At 35.9% G+C, this 18,974-nt stretch carries 7 protein-coding genes; all 7 read left to right on the top strand.

All coding sequences use genetic code 11. The features are described from left to right. Window positions 1–23 precede the first annotated feature (23 nt). Entirely contained in the window at window positions 24–3,245 is a 3,222-nt protein-coding gene (locus tag AAGV33_RS13085; RefSeq protein WP_373392490.1) for a SusC/RagA family TonB-linked outer membrane protein, read from the top strand. A gap of 20 nt (window positions 3,246–3,265) precedes the next feature. Further along, on the top strand, window positions 3,266–5,161 hold the full coding sequence (locus AAGV33_RS13080; RefSeq protein WP_373392489.1) for a RagB/SusD family nutrient uptake outer membrane protein: 1,896 nt from the start codon (window positions 3,266–3,268) through the stop codon (window positions 5,159–5,161). Window positions 5,162–5,173: 12 nt separating this feature from the next. Further along, window positions 5,174–6,826, top strand: a complete 1,653-nt coding sequence (locus AAGV33_RS13075) for a DUF5123 domain-containing protein (protein ID WP_373392488.1) — start codon at window positions 5,174–5,176, stop codon at window positions 6,824–6,826. A 95-nt stretch (window positions 6,827–6,921) separates the two neighbouring features. Continuing rightward, entirely contained in the window at window positions 6,922–8,622 is a 1,701-nt protein-coding gene (locus tag AAGV33_RS13070) for a glycoside hydrolase family 43 protein (RefSeq protein ID WP_373392486.1), read from the top strand. Between the two features lie 27 nt (window positions 8,623–8,649). Continuing rightward, the gene (locus AAGV33_RS13065; protein ID WP_373392485.1) at window positions 8,650–9,876 is read left to right on the top strand and encodes a glycoside hydrolase family 88/105 protein; all 1,227 of its coding nucleotides are present in this window, start codon (window positions 8,650–8,652) and stop codon (window positions 9,874–9,876) included. A gap of 216 nt (window positions 9,877–10,092) precedes the next feature. Next, window positions 10,093–11,769, top strand: coding sequence for a glycoside hydrolase family 28 protein (locus AAGV33_RS13060; protein ID WP_373392484.1), 1,677 nt, complete (start codon window positions 10,093–10,095; stop codon window positions 11,767–11,769). A 174-nt stretch (window positions 11,770–11,943) separates the two neighbouring features. Continuing rightward, a partial coding sequence (locus tag AAGV33_RS13055; protein WP_373392483.1) for a pectinesterase family protein occupies window positions 11,944–18,974 on the top strand: 7,031 nt, incomplete at its 3' end.

Raw genomic sequence — 18,974 nt, 5'->3', positions numbered from 1 at the left:
ATTTTAAATAAAATATTGTAGTTATGACGATAAAAAAACATATCGTGAGCATTTTAACTGTTTTGCTTTTTGCATTAAATAGTTATGCTCAAGAACGTGTAATTGTAACTGGTGTAGTTCGAGATAATATGGGCTCGATACCATCAGCATCAGTTATTGTAATGAATCAAAATACAAGTACTACCACTGATTTAGATGGTAAATTTTCTATAAAAGTAAGCGACCCTAAAACAGCGGTTATAGTGGTTAAATTTATTGGGATGAATGATGTTACAGTACCTCTTAAAGGACGTACATCAGGAATTGATATCCAAATGAAAGAATCTACGAGTGAATTAAATGAAGTAGTTGTAATTGGATATGGTACGCAAAAACGAGGCAATCTTACAGGTGCTATTTCAAGTATCAAAGGATCTGAATTAGCTAAAGTGCCTACAAGTTCTGTAGCAGAAGCTTTAGTTGGTAGATTACCTGGTGTTCAGGTTACTTCGGCAGATGGTTCACCTGGTGCTGAGATTATGATTCGTATTCGTGGAGGAGGTTCAATTACCGAAGACAATTCGCCATTAATTTTAGTTGATGGATTTGAGGTAGCTAATTTAAATGATATTCCACCCACTGATATTGAATCGGTTGAGGTATTAAAAGATGCTGCGTCAACAGCTATCTATGGAGCTCGTGGTGCTAATGGGGTTGTTTTAGTAACTACTAAAATGCCTAAAGCAGGGAAGGTTGCTATAAATATACATAGTTATGCCCAGATGAAAACACTAGCTAATCGTTTGGATGTAATGGATCCGTATGAATTTGTGATGATGCAATATGAATTTGAACGCCAACGAAATTCAAATCCTACTGCTTTTTTCAATCGTTATGGTCGTGCCAACGAATTGTATATCTATCAAGGAGACAAAGGAGTTGACTGGCAGGATGAAATTTTTGGAACTAATCCAATAGCTAAATACATGGATTTTAGTTTGAACGGTGGTAATGAGAATACAAAATACAAATTTGCATATATCAATCAGGATCAACCTGGGGTTTTATTAGGAACAGGTTTAAAACAAAACAATTTAAACTTAATAATGAACACCAAATTGTCGGATAAATTTACTTTCGAATTTCAGACACGCTTTTCTAATCAAACCATCAATGGATCAGGAACTGATGGAGTTAGTTTACTAGATGCACTGCGTCAAGCACCTACTTTAGGTTTAGAAGATTATATGACTTTGCCAGATGATGATACTTTTTTTGATCCTGAAGATTATCAAATTACAACACGTTTCAATCCAAAACAAGAAGCCGCAAAAAATTACCGCAAACGCAATACAAGAACATTTAATACTGTTGGAGCCTTGACTTGGCATATTATCGATGGTTTAAGTCTGCGTAGCTCATTTGGTTATGAATACAAATACAGTGAAGATGGTCGTTTCTGGGGTACTGATACTGGTACAGCTAATGCTAATAACAATCAGCCAGTAGTTTATTGGGGAATGACTCAAAGTCCGCGTTGGCAATTGAATAATGTATTGAATTATGGATTTAGATTAAAAGACATTCATGATTTCCAAATTATGGTAGGTCAAGAAATGAAAGAACAAGAAAGTTCTAGTAAATTTTATCGTACTCGTTTTTTTCCTGAAGACATAACAGGAGCTAAGGCATTAGACAATTTAGCTTTAGGAACACCTTTTGAAAACGGTTCTGCTTCGGGTTCACCGAACCGAATTTCATCCTTTTTCGGACGTGTAAATTATGGTTTTGATGATAGATACCTTGCCACATTTACAGTTCGTACCGATGGTTCAACAAAGTTTGGTCCAGGAAATCGTTGGGGAGTGTTTCCTGCGGCAGCATTTGCTTGGAGAATGTCAAATGAAGACTTTTTGAAAGAAAGTAAAATCATTTCAAACTTAAAAATGCGTCTAAGTTATGGTGTTTCTGGTAATGATAGAATTAGTGGTGATTTGTATGCTAAATATTATGGTGTTTCCCGAAACCGTTCAGTGGGATGGGGAGAAGTAGATCATTACTATTATAATTTCTACAATAATAATTTTTTAAGTAATCCTGATGTAAAATGGGAAACAACTTATACTAAAAATTTAGGTTTCGATTTTGGTTTTTTTAAAGAGCGTATTAGTGGTAATCTAGATTTTTACGATAATAAGGTGAAAGATTTGTTAGTACCTTCAGATATTCCAGGAGCAGCAGGTTTTACAAAAATTATGACCAATGTAGGACAAACTTCGAACAAAGGAGTTGAGCTAGCTCTTAATGCCAGTGTAATTCAAACAAATGATTGGCAAGTTGATTTATCATTCAATATTGGACATAATAAGAATAAAATTGATAGACTATCAAGTGGAGAGAAAGAATGGATTTTGAGTTCAGGATGGGCAGGAACACAATTGTTAAATGATGATGATTACCGTGCTTATGTTGGAGGACAAAAGGGGTTGATTTATGGTTTTGTAAATGATGGTTTCTATACTATGGACGATTTTGAATCTTTTGATCCAATAACTAAAGCTTGGAAATTAAAAGAGGGTGTTGTTAACTCAAAAAACTTGTCAGGAGATCCTCGTCCAGGTAATGCTAAGTTTAAAAAATTGACAGCTATTGATTTAACCGATCCAAATACTTTTGTAATTGGCGATAATGATCGAAAAGTAATTGGCGATACTAATCCTGATTTTTCAGGAGGTTTTGGTGTCAATGCAACATGGAAAAGTTTTGACTTTTCTACTTTTTTTAATTTCATGGTTGGATTTGATGTGTACAATGCCAATAAAATCATGATGACTTCTTGGTATCAAAATGCTCAAAATAATTTAGGAATGGAAGTTTCCTTGGATAATCGTTGGAGAAACTATGATGATATGGGGAATGAAATTCGTTACCAACCAGAAGTTTTAGCCAAATTTAACGAAAATGCTACAATGTGGAACCCTACTTCAATAGGTCGTCCTATTGCTATGTCTTACGCAATAGAAAATGGTTCTTTTTTAAGATTGAACAACCTTACAATAGGATATTCAATTCCTCAAAAATGGACTACGAAATTTGGTCTCAACAGAGTTCGTTTCTACGCTACGGGTTCCAATTTATTTATTTGGACTAATTACTCAGGTTACGACCCAGAGGTTAATTTAGAAACAGGATTAACGCCAAACATTGATTATAACGCTTATCCTAGATCAAGAAATTACACTTTTGGAGCGCAGCTATCATTTTAATTGAATTAAATCTTAAAACAATGAACAAAAAGATATTATTAAGTCTTCTATTAACTTTTGTGCTGACTTTTACAGCTTGCGAAAATTATTTGGAAGTTGAGCCTGCAACAGGTTTTACTCAGGGAGAAGTTTTCAAAACGGAGAAAGAGATTCAATCTGCCGTTGCTGGAGTATACACGCTCATGTTGAGCGATGATGCTTATTCTAACCGTCTTGCATTTGTTTTCAATATGAATACTGATGTAGAAATGTCGGGAGTTTCAACCAATACCGTTAATGTTAATGGTTCAGATCTTTCGTGCTATGAACCAAAACCGTATTGGACAACCTTAAACTCGACTTGGAATAATATGTATAAGATTATTAATTTCTCTAATGATGTTATTGAAGGAATTGAACAGTCTGAAATTTTTAAAACAGCGAGTAAAGAGAGTCCGTCAGAGATAACACAGCTTTATGGAGAAGTGAAAACACTTCGTGCTATGGTTTATTTAGATATGATTCGTATATGGGGGGATGTAGTTTTTCGTACCAATTCATCTTCAGGAGGAGAAAATTTTGCTGTAGGTGTTACAGATAGAAATCAGATTCTTGAATTTTTAATTGACGATTTGAAGTCGGTTGAACCTTTAATGCAATATGCAAATGAATTGGATTATGGTGTAGAACGAGCTTCAAAAAGTTTCAATCAAGGTTTGATTGGTTTGCTTGCACTTACCCGTGGTGGATGGACCTTGCGTCCGGACACTAACAATCCAGCCAGCATTGGACAAATGGTACGTGGAGAAAATCATGAGTTGTATTATGATATAGCCATTCAATATTTAGGAAAAGTAATTCAAGAGCAACATCATGATTTGAAACTAAGCTATCGTGATTTTTGGATTAAACAAAACAATTGGGAAACACCAGTTGATGATGATGTTTTATTCTCTTTGCCTTTGTTGAAAAATTCCTCAAGCGAGTATGCTTTTTATATTGGTGTGCCAATTACAGAAGGGAGCCATCCTTATGGAGGAGCTTCTGGAAATCTAAGTCTATGTGGAACTTATCTATATTCTTTTGATAATCAGGATTTACGACGTGATATGACTTGTGCTCCATTTTCCTATAATGAGAATTTAAATCAAGTAATACGCTTGGATTTAGCTCGTTTGGCTGTAGCCAAATGGTCTAAGTTGTATATGAGTGATCCTTTGGGAAGTACCAGCAGCAAAGGAACAGGGGTAAATTATTCTTGGATGCGATTTGCTGATGTGTTATTAATGTATGCCGAAGCGGTTAATGAGCGTTTTGGTCCTCGTAACGATGCTAGAGAATGTTTGAAACGTGTACGTCGTAGAGCTTTTGACGAGACAACTTGGTCGGATAAAGTAGAGAATTATGTGGATTCTAAAACTACTTCTGAGGCTTTTTTCCAAGCTATTATGGATGAGCGCGCATGGGAATTTGGAGGAGAAAGTAAACGAAAATTTGATTTGGCTCGCTGGAATAAATTTGGTGAAGTAGTTTACAATCAGTATTTCAAATTATTAAACTGGGGACGCGTGGCTAATGGAGCTTTTGTTCCAGGAATTGATGAGGTACCAGGAAGCGTTTATTGGAAAAACATTCCAGATCCTAATAATTCAGGTAGAACAATTTTAGATATTAAAGGAATTGACGAAATTCTGCAAGCTCGTCCGGCAGGTTATACCGAACATGTTTTTGCAACAAAGTGGTATTCACTTAATAACGAAACTGCTAGCTATGAGCCTATAAATGACATTAAATGGAGTTTTAGAGGCTTTATCAATTACAACAACGCTTCGAGTGTGACGCCTAATGACCCTGTACGTTATTTATGTCCTTATCCGTCAAAAGTAATTACGGATCACCGTGGAGCTATTCAAAATTATTATGGTTTTAATTATTAAACTGAATAGATCATGAAAAAATTAAAAAAAAATACAATTTGTATTTTATCATTCATAGGCTTAATAGTTTTAGGCGGAATGTTAAAATCTTGTCAAGCTGACAATTTGATTTACAGTAAGACTGGCGACTTATTTCAACCCAAATTTGTACTTGCTGCCCCTTTGGTTCAAAGTAATTCTATTGCTTTAGTTTGGTACAAAGTAAACGATGCCGATTCTTATACTATAGAGTTGCATACCGATAACTATTATAAAAGTTTATACAAGGAATATATAGTTACTGACACACAGGTTTTTATGGATGATATTCCATATAAAACGCAGTTTTACATTAGACTTAGAGCCAATCATGCTGATGCGGCACATAATTCGGAATGGGCTTATACAAGTGCTTTGACAGAAGATCGTCCTGCATTTGCAGAAATTTTACAGCGTGTGGAAAAATTAAATATTAATGAAACATCGGTTAAACTAAATTGGATTGTAGATACACAAAATCCAGTTGATAGTATTTCGGTTGAACCATCATTAGCTAAGGAGCTTCCTGCAATTGGACGTTATTTAACATCAGAAGAAATCAGTAGTGGAGAAGCTACCATTACAGGTTTAGAAAAAAACACCTTGTATAATGTTAATGTCTATGATACTAATAAACCAAGACGTTATGATAAACCTTATAATCAGGTAACTTTCCGTTCAGCAGGGCCATCAGCTGAAACAATTTTAGTGGAAAATGGCACCGATTTGGATGCACTGTTGAGAGCTAATAACGAAGATCCAACTATTCCAGAAGGAACAGAGTATTTTCTTGAGGCAGGTTCACTATTTAAAATTACTCCTTTTACCATATTAAAAGGCTTTAAATTGATAGGAGGAACTCAGGGAGAGCGACCTCAAATTGAAATGAACGGAAACTGGAATATTGCTGAGGGATCCTATCTTTCTTCTTTAGCTTTTGAAAACATTCGTTTTTACCAAACTATTGATGCCAGTTACTTTTTTAATAGTGGAAATTCATGGACAATAGGCGAAATTACATTCTACAACTGTGTATTTAACCATTTCAAACGTGGTTTCTGGAGACATCAGGGCGGCGGGAAATATAAAGAAATAGGAAATCTGGACATGAGCTACTGTACTTTTGATGAAGTTGGAGGTCACACAGGGCCTTACGGTACATTTGTCTTTGGTTCTGCCGGAGCAGATAATGTTAAAAGAGCTATTTTCTCTAATTGTACTTTTATGAGAGATTATTATCAAACTACAGATAAAAATAGAAACTTTAAAAACTTATTTGATTACGGTACATCGGCATATCCAATCCATTTGGAGTATCAAAACATTTCCATTTATGACTATGCTTATAACAGATCATTAATTAATATTCCTGCAGCTGTAGGATCGACGTTGATTTTTAAGAATGTGTTATTAGCCTCTGCTTCTGGAAGAGTAATTCAAGCCATTGCAGCAAATACTACTACTGAATTCAGCAATAATTATACTACTACTGATTATTTACTTGGAGCTTCGGCTATTCAAGGAACCGAATTAGGTATTAGTGCACTGGATTTATTTGTGAATCCAACAGCAGGAAATCTAATGATTAAAGATTCAAATTCTCCAATTGTTACCAACAGAGTAGGAGATACCAGATGGCTTCCTTAAAAAGAACTATTAATAATTTCTAAATAGAATAGGTTAAAAAAGGAGTATCCGCAATGGATACTTCTTTAAACCTATTTGATTGAAAACTTTTTAAAATGAGATTAAAAAAATTACTACTGTCACTAGGTTTGACAATATGCATGTTAAATGTAAATGCGCAAGGATGGAATGCCGATTTAGGAAATGGAAAGTACAAAAATCCAATTCTGCATGTTGATTATTCAGATCCGGATGTATGTGCAGGCGAGGATGGCTATTATATGACTGCTTCCAGTTTTAATAGTTCTCCTGGACTGCCTATTCTTCATTCAAAGGATTTGGTCAACTGGGAATTAATTGGGTACGCATTACAAAATCAGTTTCCGGTAGAGCATTATCGTACTGTTCGTCACGGTGATGGTGTTTGGGCTCCTTCCATTCGCTACCATAAAGGCGAATATTATATTTATTGGGGCGATCCTGATTTCGGAATTTATATGGTAAAAACCAAAAATCCTGCGGGGATTTGGGATGAACCAGTATTGGTAAAAGAAGCCAAAGGAATTATTGATACCTGTCCGTTTTGGGATCAAGATGGGAAAGCGTATCTATCTTATGCTTTTGCAGGCAGTCGAGCTAATGTAAAAACAGTTTTAATGTTATCAGAACTTACGCCCGATGGGACTAAATTAATTGGTAATCCGGCAATGGTTTTTGACGGACATAATGGACATACTACCGTTGAAGGTTCTAAAATGTACAAACGTGATGGATATTATTGGATTATGGCTCCGGCTGGAGGAGTAAAACCAGGATGGCAGTTGGCTATGCGTTCTAAGTATGTTTGGGGACCTTATGAATCTAAAGTGGTTTTAAATCAAGGAAATTCTCCAGTAAACGGCCCTCATCAAGGTGGCTATGTGGAAACTCCTAACGGTGACGGATGGTTTATTCATTTTCAGGATCGTTGGGCTTATGGTCGAATTGTGCATCTTCAACCTGTTACTTGGAAAAACGGATGGCCTTTAATTGGGATTGACACAAACAAAGATGGTATTGGAGAACCAATAATGGAATGGACAAAACCTAATGTAGGGAAAAATTATCCTGCAACACCGTTAGTTTCTTCGGATGAATTCAATGGTCATCAATTTGGATTGCAATGGCAGTGGCAAGCCAATCAAAATCCTAGTGAGCAATGGGGTTGGTTATCGGCTAATCTTGGTTTTATGCGTTTGAATTGTATTCCACGTCCGGAGGAAATTAAAACCAAATGGATGATGCCCAATCTTTTATTACAAAAATTTCCAAGCGATAATTTTACAGCAACAACAAAACTCACTTTCGAAAATAATCCCGATGCAGGAGAATGCACCACTGGTTTGATTGTTTTTGGCGAAGACTATTCATACATCGCTATTGAGCAAGACAAAGAAGGGAAATTGAAATTAGTACAACGTACACTTAAAGATGCTCGTACTTCTAAGGATTTAGAGACCGAAATTGCATCTATAGCTGTTGATCAAAAAAACATCTATTTCCGAACTAAGGTGGAGATGGTGCAAAACATTGAACCTTTTGATGCAAAAGTTACTTTTTACTACAGTACTGATGGAAAGAATTTCAAAGTATTTGGAAATGCTTTTACACCACGTGCTGGACGTTGGGTTGGAGCAAAAATTGGAATGTTTGCAACGGGAACTAAATTAATTAGCGATAGTAGTTATGCTGATTATGATTGGTTTAGAGTAGAAAGTAATAATGAAGTTAAGAAAATAGCATTGTCAACAAGTTTGCAAGAGCAAAACAATAAATAAGTTGACTACTAAAAAATAAACATGGCTATGAAAAGTAAAATCAAATATTGCATTTTCTTTTTGCTGGTTTGCCATTTGGTTTCTTTTGGACAATCAAAAGCGAAAAGTGATTTTGAAAGAATCGCTCCTATCGAATGGGCAAAAAAAATGGCGGATTCAGATCAAAAAAGGATTCCGAATCCTGTATTTCTGGATGGTGTAAAATTTCCGAAGTGGAATTACACTAATGGTTTGGTAACGTTGGCGAATCAGAAATTATATGATTATACCAAGGAGCAAAAGAACTGGGATTATGCACTTTCTTATGCTGAACAATTAATTGATAAGAACGGAAAAATATTGGGAGGTTATGAACTAGAAAAGTATAGTCTTGATTTGATAAATTCTGGGAAGATACTTTTTGAAATTTATAAGAAAACAGGTGATAAACGCTATAAAACAGCCATGGATGTACTCCACAAACAGTTGGAAGGTCACCCAAGAAATTCAGATGACGGTTATTGGCACAAGAAAAGTTATCCTTGGCAAATGTGGCTTGACGGTGTGTATATGGCCGATCCTTTTTCGGCAGAATATGGAGCGGTTTTTAATGTTCCGAAAGCCATTGATGATGCTATTTTGCAAGCAGAATTGATTCAGAAACACACTTTTGATTCAAAAACAGGATTGAATTTTCACGGTTATGATGAAAAGCGGGAACAATTTTGGGCTAATAAAAAAACTGGACAATCGGCTCATGTATGGGGACGTGCTCAAGGCTGGTATTGTATGGCCTTGGTTGATATTTTAGATTTTGTTCCCAAAGATCATCCAAAACGCAAGGAGCTGATACAAATTGTTCAAAAAGTATTTGCTGCTGTTCTCAAAGCGCAGGATAAAGATTCGAGAGTATGGTGGCAGGTGATGGATCAGCCTGAAAGAAAAGGCAATTATCTAGAATCGACCTGCTCTACTATGTTTGTCTATTCATTTGCCAAAGCCTATCGCAATGGATATGTGGGTAAAGCTTATCTGAAATCAGCTAAAAAAGGTTTTAACGGAATTCTGAAACAATTCATTAAAGAAAATTCCTACGGAAATATTTCTATTACACGTTGTTGTGCTGTTGCAGGTTTAGGAGGGAAAAATCCTCAGGATAGAGATGGTTCATTCGAATATTATCTTTCAGAACCTATCAGAGATAACGATGCTAAAGCGGTTGGACCATTTATTATGGCAGGGATTGAATTGCAAAAGATTTTAGACAAAAAATAAAAATGACTGTCCGCTAAGCGGACTAAATAAAAAAATAGGCCACAGACCTGTCTGCCGACAGGCAGGTGATACTGATTGAACAGATAAAAACGGATTTTTCATAGCTCTTTGGTAAATCACAACCTGCGATAATCCGTTAAAATTAGTTTCATCTGTGTACCATTCTCAATAATTGGTATAAGAAACGGATAGTCATAAAAAATAAAATAGAGATTAATGATGATAAAAATTAAAACCAGCTTCTTTATAGGTACAGTATTATTGGCTGTTATTTCTTGTGGAAATACACTTTTTGCTCAAAATAAGCCAGCTGTAAAAAGTAATCTTCCTTTTAAAATGCCGGAAGTACAGATTCCAATATTTAAAGCTGATACTTTGAATATTGTTGATTTTGGGGCGGTCCCAAACACAGAAGAGCTTTGCACCAAAGCGATTAATGAGGCAATCACAAAATGCTCGGAATCGGGTGGAGGAGTTGTTGTTATTCCTGCTGGATTGTGGACAACTGGTCCTTTGAAAATGAAAAGTAATGTGAATTTACATACTAAAAACGGTGCTTTTATATCCTTTACCAGTGATTTAAGTCAATACAAACTAATCGAATCTTATTTTGAAGGCAATAAGATGCTTCGATGTGAATCTCCTATTATGGGAGTTGGTGTAGAAAATATTGCTATTACAGGAGAAGGAATTTTTGATGGAAATGGTTCGGCTTGGCGTCCAGTTAAAATTGGTAAAATGACCACTGCACAATGGCAGGAATTAATTAAATCTGGAGGCGTTTTATCTAAGGATGGTAAAATTTGGTATCCATCAGAGGGAGCTTACATTGGCAATGAAGAAAAAGATAAATTGCCTAAAACGCCTACGGTTGAAAATATGGTGTCTTACAAACAGGCACTTCGCCCGGTAATGGTAAGTTTAGTGAATTGTAAAAAACTACTGTTGGACGGTGTTACTTTTCAAAATTCTCCAGCATGGAATGTCAATCCGTTGCTATGTGAACATTTGACTTTAAGAAATCTAACAATCCGTAATCCATGGTATTCTCAAAATGGTGATGGACTGGATATAGAATCCTGCCGAATTGGAACGGTAACTAATTGTCGTTTTGATGTGGGCGATGATGCTATTTGTATTAAATCAGGAAAAGACACAGAAGGCAGGGAACGAGGAAAACCAACCGAATTATTTGTTATTACCGATTGTGTCGTATATCATGCCCATGGTGGTTTTGTAATTGGTAGTGAAATGTCTGGCGGTGTTAAAAATATATTTGCTAAAAACCTAACGTTTAATGGTACCGATTGTGGTTTGCGATTTAAATCTGTCCGAGGTCGTGGCGGAGTGGTTGAGAACATTTGGATGGAAGACATCCGAATGAACAATATTCCAACTGATGCCATCAATTTTAACCTGTATTATTTTGAAAAAGCGATTAAAGAAGATCCACAAACAGGCGAAGTAATTGTTGATAAAATGCCAGTTTCAGAAACAACTCCTGCATTCCGAAATATGTATTTCAAAAATATTTATGTCAACGGAGCCAAGCAGGCTTTGAAGATTATGGGAATACCTGAAATGCCTGTTGAAAATCTTCAATTTACAAATATGATTATTCGCTCTGATATTGGTATCCAAATGAATTATGTCAGCAAAATTGATTTTAAAAATATCAATTTAAGACTAGACAAACCAGGTATAGCTGCAAGTTTTTCTAATAGTCAAAATGTAACTGTTGAAAGTTTTAAAGCCACGGGAGAAAACCAATTATTCTGGGTGGGAGGTGCTGAAACAAAGGCGATTTCGTTGCAATCAAATACAAATAAAATAGCTTTTGATAAAGTAAAATTAGAAGAATCAGTTAAAAGTCAGGTAAAAATAATCAAATAAAACAATCTGCTTGGATTGCTTTTATAATTAAAAAAATACTAACACTTAAATCAAAAAAATATGAAATAAAAGAATTCTTGAATCAAGTTAATGAACCTTTAAATTAATTTGAAATGATTGAAATTTTGAATTGTGAGGGGAATAATAAACTATTTAACTAAACCAAACCAAAAAATGAAAAAACAATACTTTATGTTTCTATTGCTGCTACTTTTTTCAGCAATGGGATTTTCGCAGACAATTCAGCGAATTGAAGCAGAAACTTTTAATGAGGCTTCGGGAGCAAGAGCAGAAGTGAATGCAGCTCTTTCGGGTACGGGAAATGTAGGTTACATTAAAAATAATACCTGGATTAAATTTGCTGCCCATGTATTTAGTGAATATGACATTCGTTTTGATGCAAAAGCTTCAGGAACTACGGGAGGTACTATAGAGTATCGGTTAGATGCCGCAGATGGTACTTTAATTGGTACTGCAACAGTATCTGGAAGTATAGGATGGACTGATTTTAAAATTTGTTCAACAGCAATTACACCCACAACAGGTACACATGATTTATATCTTGTTTTTAAGCATCCAACAAGCACAGGATATTTATTCAATTTAGATTATTTTGAAAAAGTAACTAATAATCCTAATGCTGTTACATATACATTAGCAACTTCGATAACTCCTTCAACTGCTGGGACTATTAGTGCAAATCCGGCCGGGACTACTGTTAATCAGGGAACCGAAGTTACATTGACAGCTAATAAAAATTTCGGCTATAAATTTACACGATGGGTTGATGGCAATGGAACTCCGGTTTCAACGGCTAATCCTTATACCTTTACAATTACTGCAAATACAACTTTAGTTGCCGAATATGAAGTTATTGACACTTATACTTTAGCAGTAAATGTTGCAGGGGCATTTGGATTAGGAGACTATTCAATTGCACCAGCGGGTAAGGATGGAGGATTTTCTGTTTACGAAAAAGGTACGAATGTTACTATCACAGCTATTGAAAATGATATTGTTAAATTCAATAACTGGTCTGATGGATCTACAGCTTTAAGTACGGTTGTAGCCATGAATGAGAATGTGAATATTACAGGGACTTATGATAATCAGTCTTTTATAGCAGGTTGGACTTTTAAAAACGATCAATATGCTAATCCTAGAGTAGCCGAATTGTATTCTAAAGTAGAAAACAGACCACAGTTATTTGCTTATAATGTTACCGATAATGTTTTTACACCTAATATTCGATTATTAAATCGAGGAGGAGCAAATGGAGTAGGTGTTTGGAATACCGATAGAGGACAGTTTTTCTATTATATGACTTCTTTTTCAACTATTGGGTATAAAAACATTACTATTTCATCGGGGCTTATAGGTTACTATTATGGTTGTGACGAATGGACTTTTCAATATTCATTGGATGGTGTTAATTTTCAGAATATTTCCAGTTTGACTACAATTAATACCAATTCAGTTACAGCAATTGGAGGAATATTGCCAGTAGAAGCAGAAGGAAAAGAAAAAGTATATATCAGATGGTTTCCGAATGTAAATGGTACAAAACACGGAAGTGCAACTGATGTAACAGCAACAGTATTGTCGAATGTAATGGTTAAGGCTGATGAAGTTTTAGTTGTTGATACAACGGCGCCTATTCTTCAATCGAGTCTTCCGGCAGTCGCAGCTACATCTGTTGGAGCGAGCGGTAATATTATATTGACTTATGATGAATCAGTTCAATTTGGCGCAGGACAAGCCACTCTCAACGGTAAAAATCTAAATGCTGAGTTTGTAAACAAAACGGTGAAATTCAGTTATTTCGGATTAGAATATAATAAACAATACACTTTTAGTTTACCGGCAGGATTTGTTAAAGATATTTCGGCTAATAATGCAGCAGCATTTGAGTTGAGTTTCACAACAATGTCAAAACCAGTTCCAGCAAAACGTAATTTTGATTTGATTGTGGATGCTAATGCAACCGATGAGCAAGTTACTTCTGGGAAATATGTGAAAACCATAGCTGAAGCATTCAATGCTGCGCCATCAAATTCATCAACTAAATTTTTGGTGTTGATTACTAATGGAACTTATAATTTGGGTGGTGATGGTACAAATCCGCAAGGAGTTGTTTTGAAACTTCCTTCAGGAAAAAATAATGTTTCCTTAATTGCGCAATCAAAGGATAAAGTTATTCTTCAGGGAAATCCAGGCTGGGGTATAAAAAATGCCGTACTTTCTATTGAAGCCAATGATTTATACATGGAGAATGTAACCATTGAACACAAGGACGGAATAACAACATCTGGTCAGCGACCTGCATTGAATCCAGCAGGAGACAGAAACGTTTATAACGGAGTGAGACTAAGAAGTAAGCAGGATACTCAGGTTACTGGTGGAAATAGAAGTTTTTATTATAAATCAACCATCGAAGGTGATGTGGATTTTATTTGCGGAGGCGGAACACACTGGTTTGAAGATTGTAAATTAGTTTCGGTTGCTGCAGGCTATCTTGTAGCACCAAATCATGATGCCAATGTTCAGTATGGTTATATTTTTAATAATAACACAATCACAGCTACTACGGCTTATTATTTAGGTCGCCCTTGGCAAAATGCACCCAGAGCGGTTTATTTGAATACCAAAATGATAAATGAACCTCATACTCAGGGTTGGGCTTCTATGGGAACGGTGCCGGCACTTTTTGCTGAGTACAATAGTGTAGATGTCAATGGAATTAAGGTTAATACTGATAACAGAACCAATGTTTTTAATGTAAACGGAGTTCCTCAAACAGGAAATTACAATCCGGTATTAACTAAGGAACAAGCGGATACTTATACAATAGAAAATGTATTAAGCGGAACAGATAAATGGAATCCTCTTGAAATAGTGGAACAAATTGCAGCTCCTGCTAATTTGGCTATCAGTAATAGTACCCTTAATTGGGAAGCGAATCAATATGCTATTTGTTATGTAATTTGTAAAGATGGTAAAGTGATTGCTATAACAACCGATCCTACTTATGTAGATACAGCAGCGATCAGTGGTACTCATGAATATACGGTTCAGGCAGCTAATGCTTACGGAGGTTTGAGCGCAGTGAGTTCTGTAACAGTGGGAGGAGCGGTAACATCTTCAATATCTTATGTAAATTCTATTGGAAATGTGACTTTGTCTAATTTAACTCCAGTAGAATATACTGAAGGAACTGTAGTAACATTGCCAACTCCCGTTATGGAAGGTTATACATTCTACGGTTGGTCAACATCAGCTACAGTAGCTGCTTCAATGAAAGAAATTGCAGCTACAATCAAAGGTGCACAAACCTTGTATGCTTTTTGGGGAGTTGGAGGAAATAATCAGCCAGATGCTATACTTCCACCAACTAATTTTGATTATGTATTTACTGCAACTCAAAATAAAAGTTGGGATGTTGCAGCCAATTTTAATCCAGCAGTAATGCCAGAAGCGGGTAAACAGGTTTCAGTAACCAAAGAAATTGAAACTACTGCAACTGTTTTTCCAGCCGATATTAGTTTTTCAGAAGGAGGAGTTCTGCGTTTAAGAGGAACGCATAAAGCGACTGGAACGATGAACTTTAAAGACGGAACTCGTATGTACTATTTCACTAGTGGAGCTGGTATGGCATTTGAAGCTCCAATAATTATAAGCGGTAATGTGAGACTCGAAATGATATCAGGTATACTAGGGGAAACCATGATGACATTAACTGGGCCAATTTCAGGTAGTGGAAATATTATTCCACTTAATATTGGTCAGGGGACTAATGTAAATACAGGAATTTTACTTTTAAAAGGGGATAATAGCGAATTTGTAGGGACTTGGGATTTAACTCAAAAAAGCATAAAATATGCCGGCATTGATTATCCTACAGTAATTGAAGGAAATGTTGCTAATGCTTTCGGTGCTGGAACAATCAACGTTGATCATGATAATTCTGTGATTTTTAGTCACGAACGTGCTGCTGGGTCAGAATTGAAATTAAACCTAGCAGGGAATGCTAAAGCAGTTTTAAATACGGTTTTGAATGTACAAAAGCTGACTATTAACGGAGTAGTTTTTAGTAATGGAACTTATGATAAAACAAGCCATCCTGCATTTTTTACAGGAGCAGGTAAAATAGAAGTTGGAGAGAATAACAGCGGAGGTGGCGACACTATAAAAGTTCCAGCTTTTCCAGGAGCAGAAGGTTATGGTAAATATGTAACCGGTGGTCGAGGAGGAAAAGTTATTTATGTAACTAATTTAAATGATTCAGGTGCAGGTTCTCTTCGTGCTGCAATCAATCAAAGTGGTCCTAGAATTGTTGTTTTCAAAGTATCGGGAACTATTAAATTGGAAAGCGAATTAAATATAACGGATAATATAACCATTGCAGGTCAAACGGCACCTGGTGGAGGAATTACCCTAAGAGACTATAATGTGAAGGTAAGAGGAAATAATGTTATTATTCGTTATTTACGCTTTAGAATGGGAGATGCTAAAAATGTGGAGAATGATGCTTTAGGCGGACGTTTCCAGAAAGATATTATAGTAGATCACTGTTCGATGAGTTGGTCAACAGATGAATGTGTTTCTTTTTATCAGAATGAAAATTTCACATTGCAATGGTGTGTGATTTCTGAGAGTCTTCGAAATTCGGTTCACGGTAAAGGAGCTCATGGTTATGCTGGTGTCTGGGGAGGTAAAAATGCTTCGTTTCATCATAATTTGTTAGCACATCATGATAGCCGAAATCCAAGATTAGGTGAATATGCTAATGATCCTTTTGCATTAACTGATTTAGTTGATATTCGTAATAATGTAATCTACAACTGGGGCGGTAACAGCTGTTATGGTGGAGATGCTATGAATGTAAATTTGGTAAATAACTACTGGAAACCAGGACCTGGAACTTCTAATTCTACTAGAGAACGAATTTTGTCAACAGGGAGAATTCTGGATTCAACATCACCATTATACGGAATTTGGGGGAAATTTTATGTTGACGGAAATTTTGTAAATGGCTCACCACGTACTACTCAGGATAACTGGACTTATGGCGTTTACAATCAGTTTCATGGTAGTCAGCTTCCTGTGAGTGATGCAGATAAAAAAGCATTCAAAATTGATGTACCTCACAATCCAGGGGAGGTTACTACTCACAGTGCCACAAAAGCGTATGAGCTAGTTTTAGATCATGTAGGAGCAAGCTTATACAGGGATGCAGTTGATAAAAGAGCGATTGATGACACACGATCTGGTACTGCAACTATTATGAATGGTGGTAACGGAAGCACAAATGGGTATATAGATACTCAAACTGCAGCGGGGGGATGGCCAGAATTGCCTACTGCGGAAGCGCCAGTTGATACTGACGGAGATGGTATGCCAAATGCTTGGGAAATAGAGAAAGGTTTAGATCCTGCTAATGCTACTGATGGTAATTTGAAGACACTTGATGAAGGATATACCAACATTGAAGTATACATCAATAGTATTGTAAAACATATAACGGAGAATCAAAACGGGAGTTTAGACGTGTACGTAAATCCTCAGGATTTTATTGAGAAATACGATAAAGCTGAAGACGGTACCAAGTTTATTATGGCAAGTGGTACTTACACGGTTCCTACTGCGCTTTCAGTTAAAAATCATAAATATAGATTTGTTGCCGATGAAGGAGCAAAACCGGTTTTTGCAGCTTCTTTTCATGCTGATAATGCAGAAGTTAATTCAGGAAGTTTTGATTTTAATGGTGTTGATTTTGATTTGTCAAATGCCAATGCTAATCTTATCCAATTGAAAAATGGAGCTTCTATTTCGGGAATAGAAATTAAAAATGCAACAATCAAAGGGATTAAACAAAGTTTATTAGTTACTGAAGGAGCTAGCGAACATCCAATTTCTAAAATTTTATTTGATAATTGTATTATCGATGGAACAGCAGTTAACGGATATAATTTTATCCAACCCGATTTGCGTATTGTTGCTGAGGTTACGGTTAAAAATTCAACCATTTATAATTTTGATAAAGGGAATCATTTTATCCTGCTTCAAAATAAAGATGCAATAGATCAGACTATCAATGTTACGGTTGAGAATAACACCATTTTTAATATTGGTAGTCAGGATAACCATGCTTTTGTGACAGTTGATAATCGTTACAGTAGTGCTTCAAACTTTACGTTTAAAAACAACATCATGCAGGATGTACGTGAAAATCCTAAAGCTATTTTCATGTTCCGTTCTACTAATGTTGCTGGTGCTGGAACTGCAGTTTTAGATAATAATCTTGTAGTAGGAGTTGTATCTCAGTCGGTAAAGGGAACGGTTTCGGTGACTGAAACTAATGCTAAAACACTAAGTGGTTTAGGTATGGTAATGCTTTCGTATCCAAATTCAACAGCTGGTGATTTTAGTTTCTCTAAATTTTCACCTTTGGCTACAGCAGGAATAGGAGGAGTTGCCTTAGGAGATCCTAGATGGCTAAAAGCAACGGCTACTTTTTCGCCAATTAGCTTTATTAATGCAATTGATGGACAAACAATTACAACACTTTCTTCTTTAGAATATAGAGAAGGAAGCCTAACAGTATTGCCAACTCCTGTGTTAGATGGTTATGTCTTTTTTGGTTGGTCAAATTCAGCTACCATACCTAGTGTAATTAAATCTATTCCTTCAACAGCAACAGGAACTCAGGTGCTTTATGCTTTTTGGGGTGAAGGAGGTAATAATAAACCAATTGTAAACACACCTACAACTTATACTATTTCGTATTTAAACCTGCCTAAATTGGTAATCAATCCAAATGCAAAAACGGTATCGATTGGTACTGATTATGAGTTATTGGAAGCACAGTGTAGAGGCTATCGATTTATGGGTTGGTATTCAGATGCGACGCATTTACATGAAATTACTGGTTTTGATACTACTCAATCCCAAAACACTACGGTGTATGCCCGTTGGAAAAAATTAGAGGCGTTTTATGCTTATCCATCGGTAGCTAAACATAGTGTAACCTTAAAATCATCGGTTGAAAATGATACGGTAAATATTGTTTCGGCAACAGGTATTGTTATCAAACAAATTAAAACCAGCAGTTTTGAAACAGAAATTTCTGTAAGTGATTTGCCTACGGGCTATTATCTGATTCAAAGTGCAAAATCAGGTTTGACTACCAAAATTATTATTAAATA

The organism is Flavobacterium magnesitis (genome assembly GCF_041729735.1).
Classification (GTDB): Bacteria; Bacteroidota; Bacteroidia; order Flavobacteriales; family Flavobacteriaceae; genus Flavobacterium; species Flavobacterium magnesitis.
This window is presented reverse-complemented; position numbering and strand designations above follow the sequence as displayed.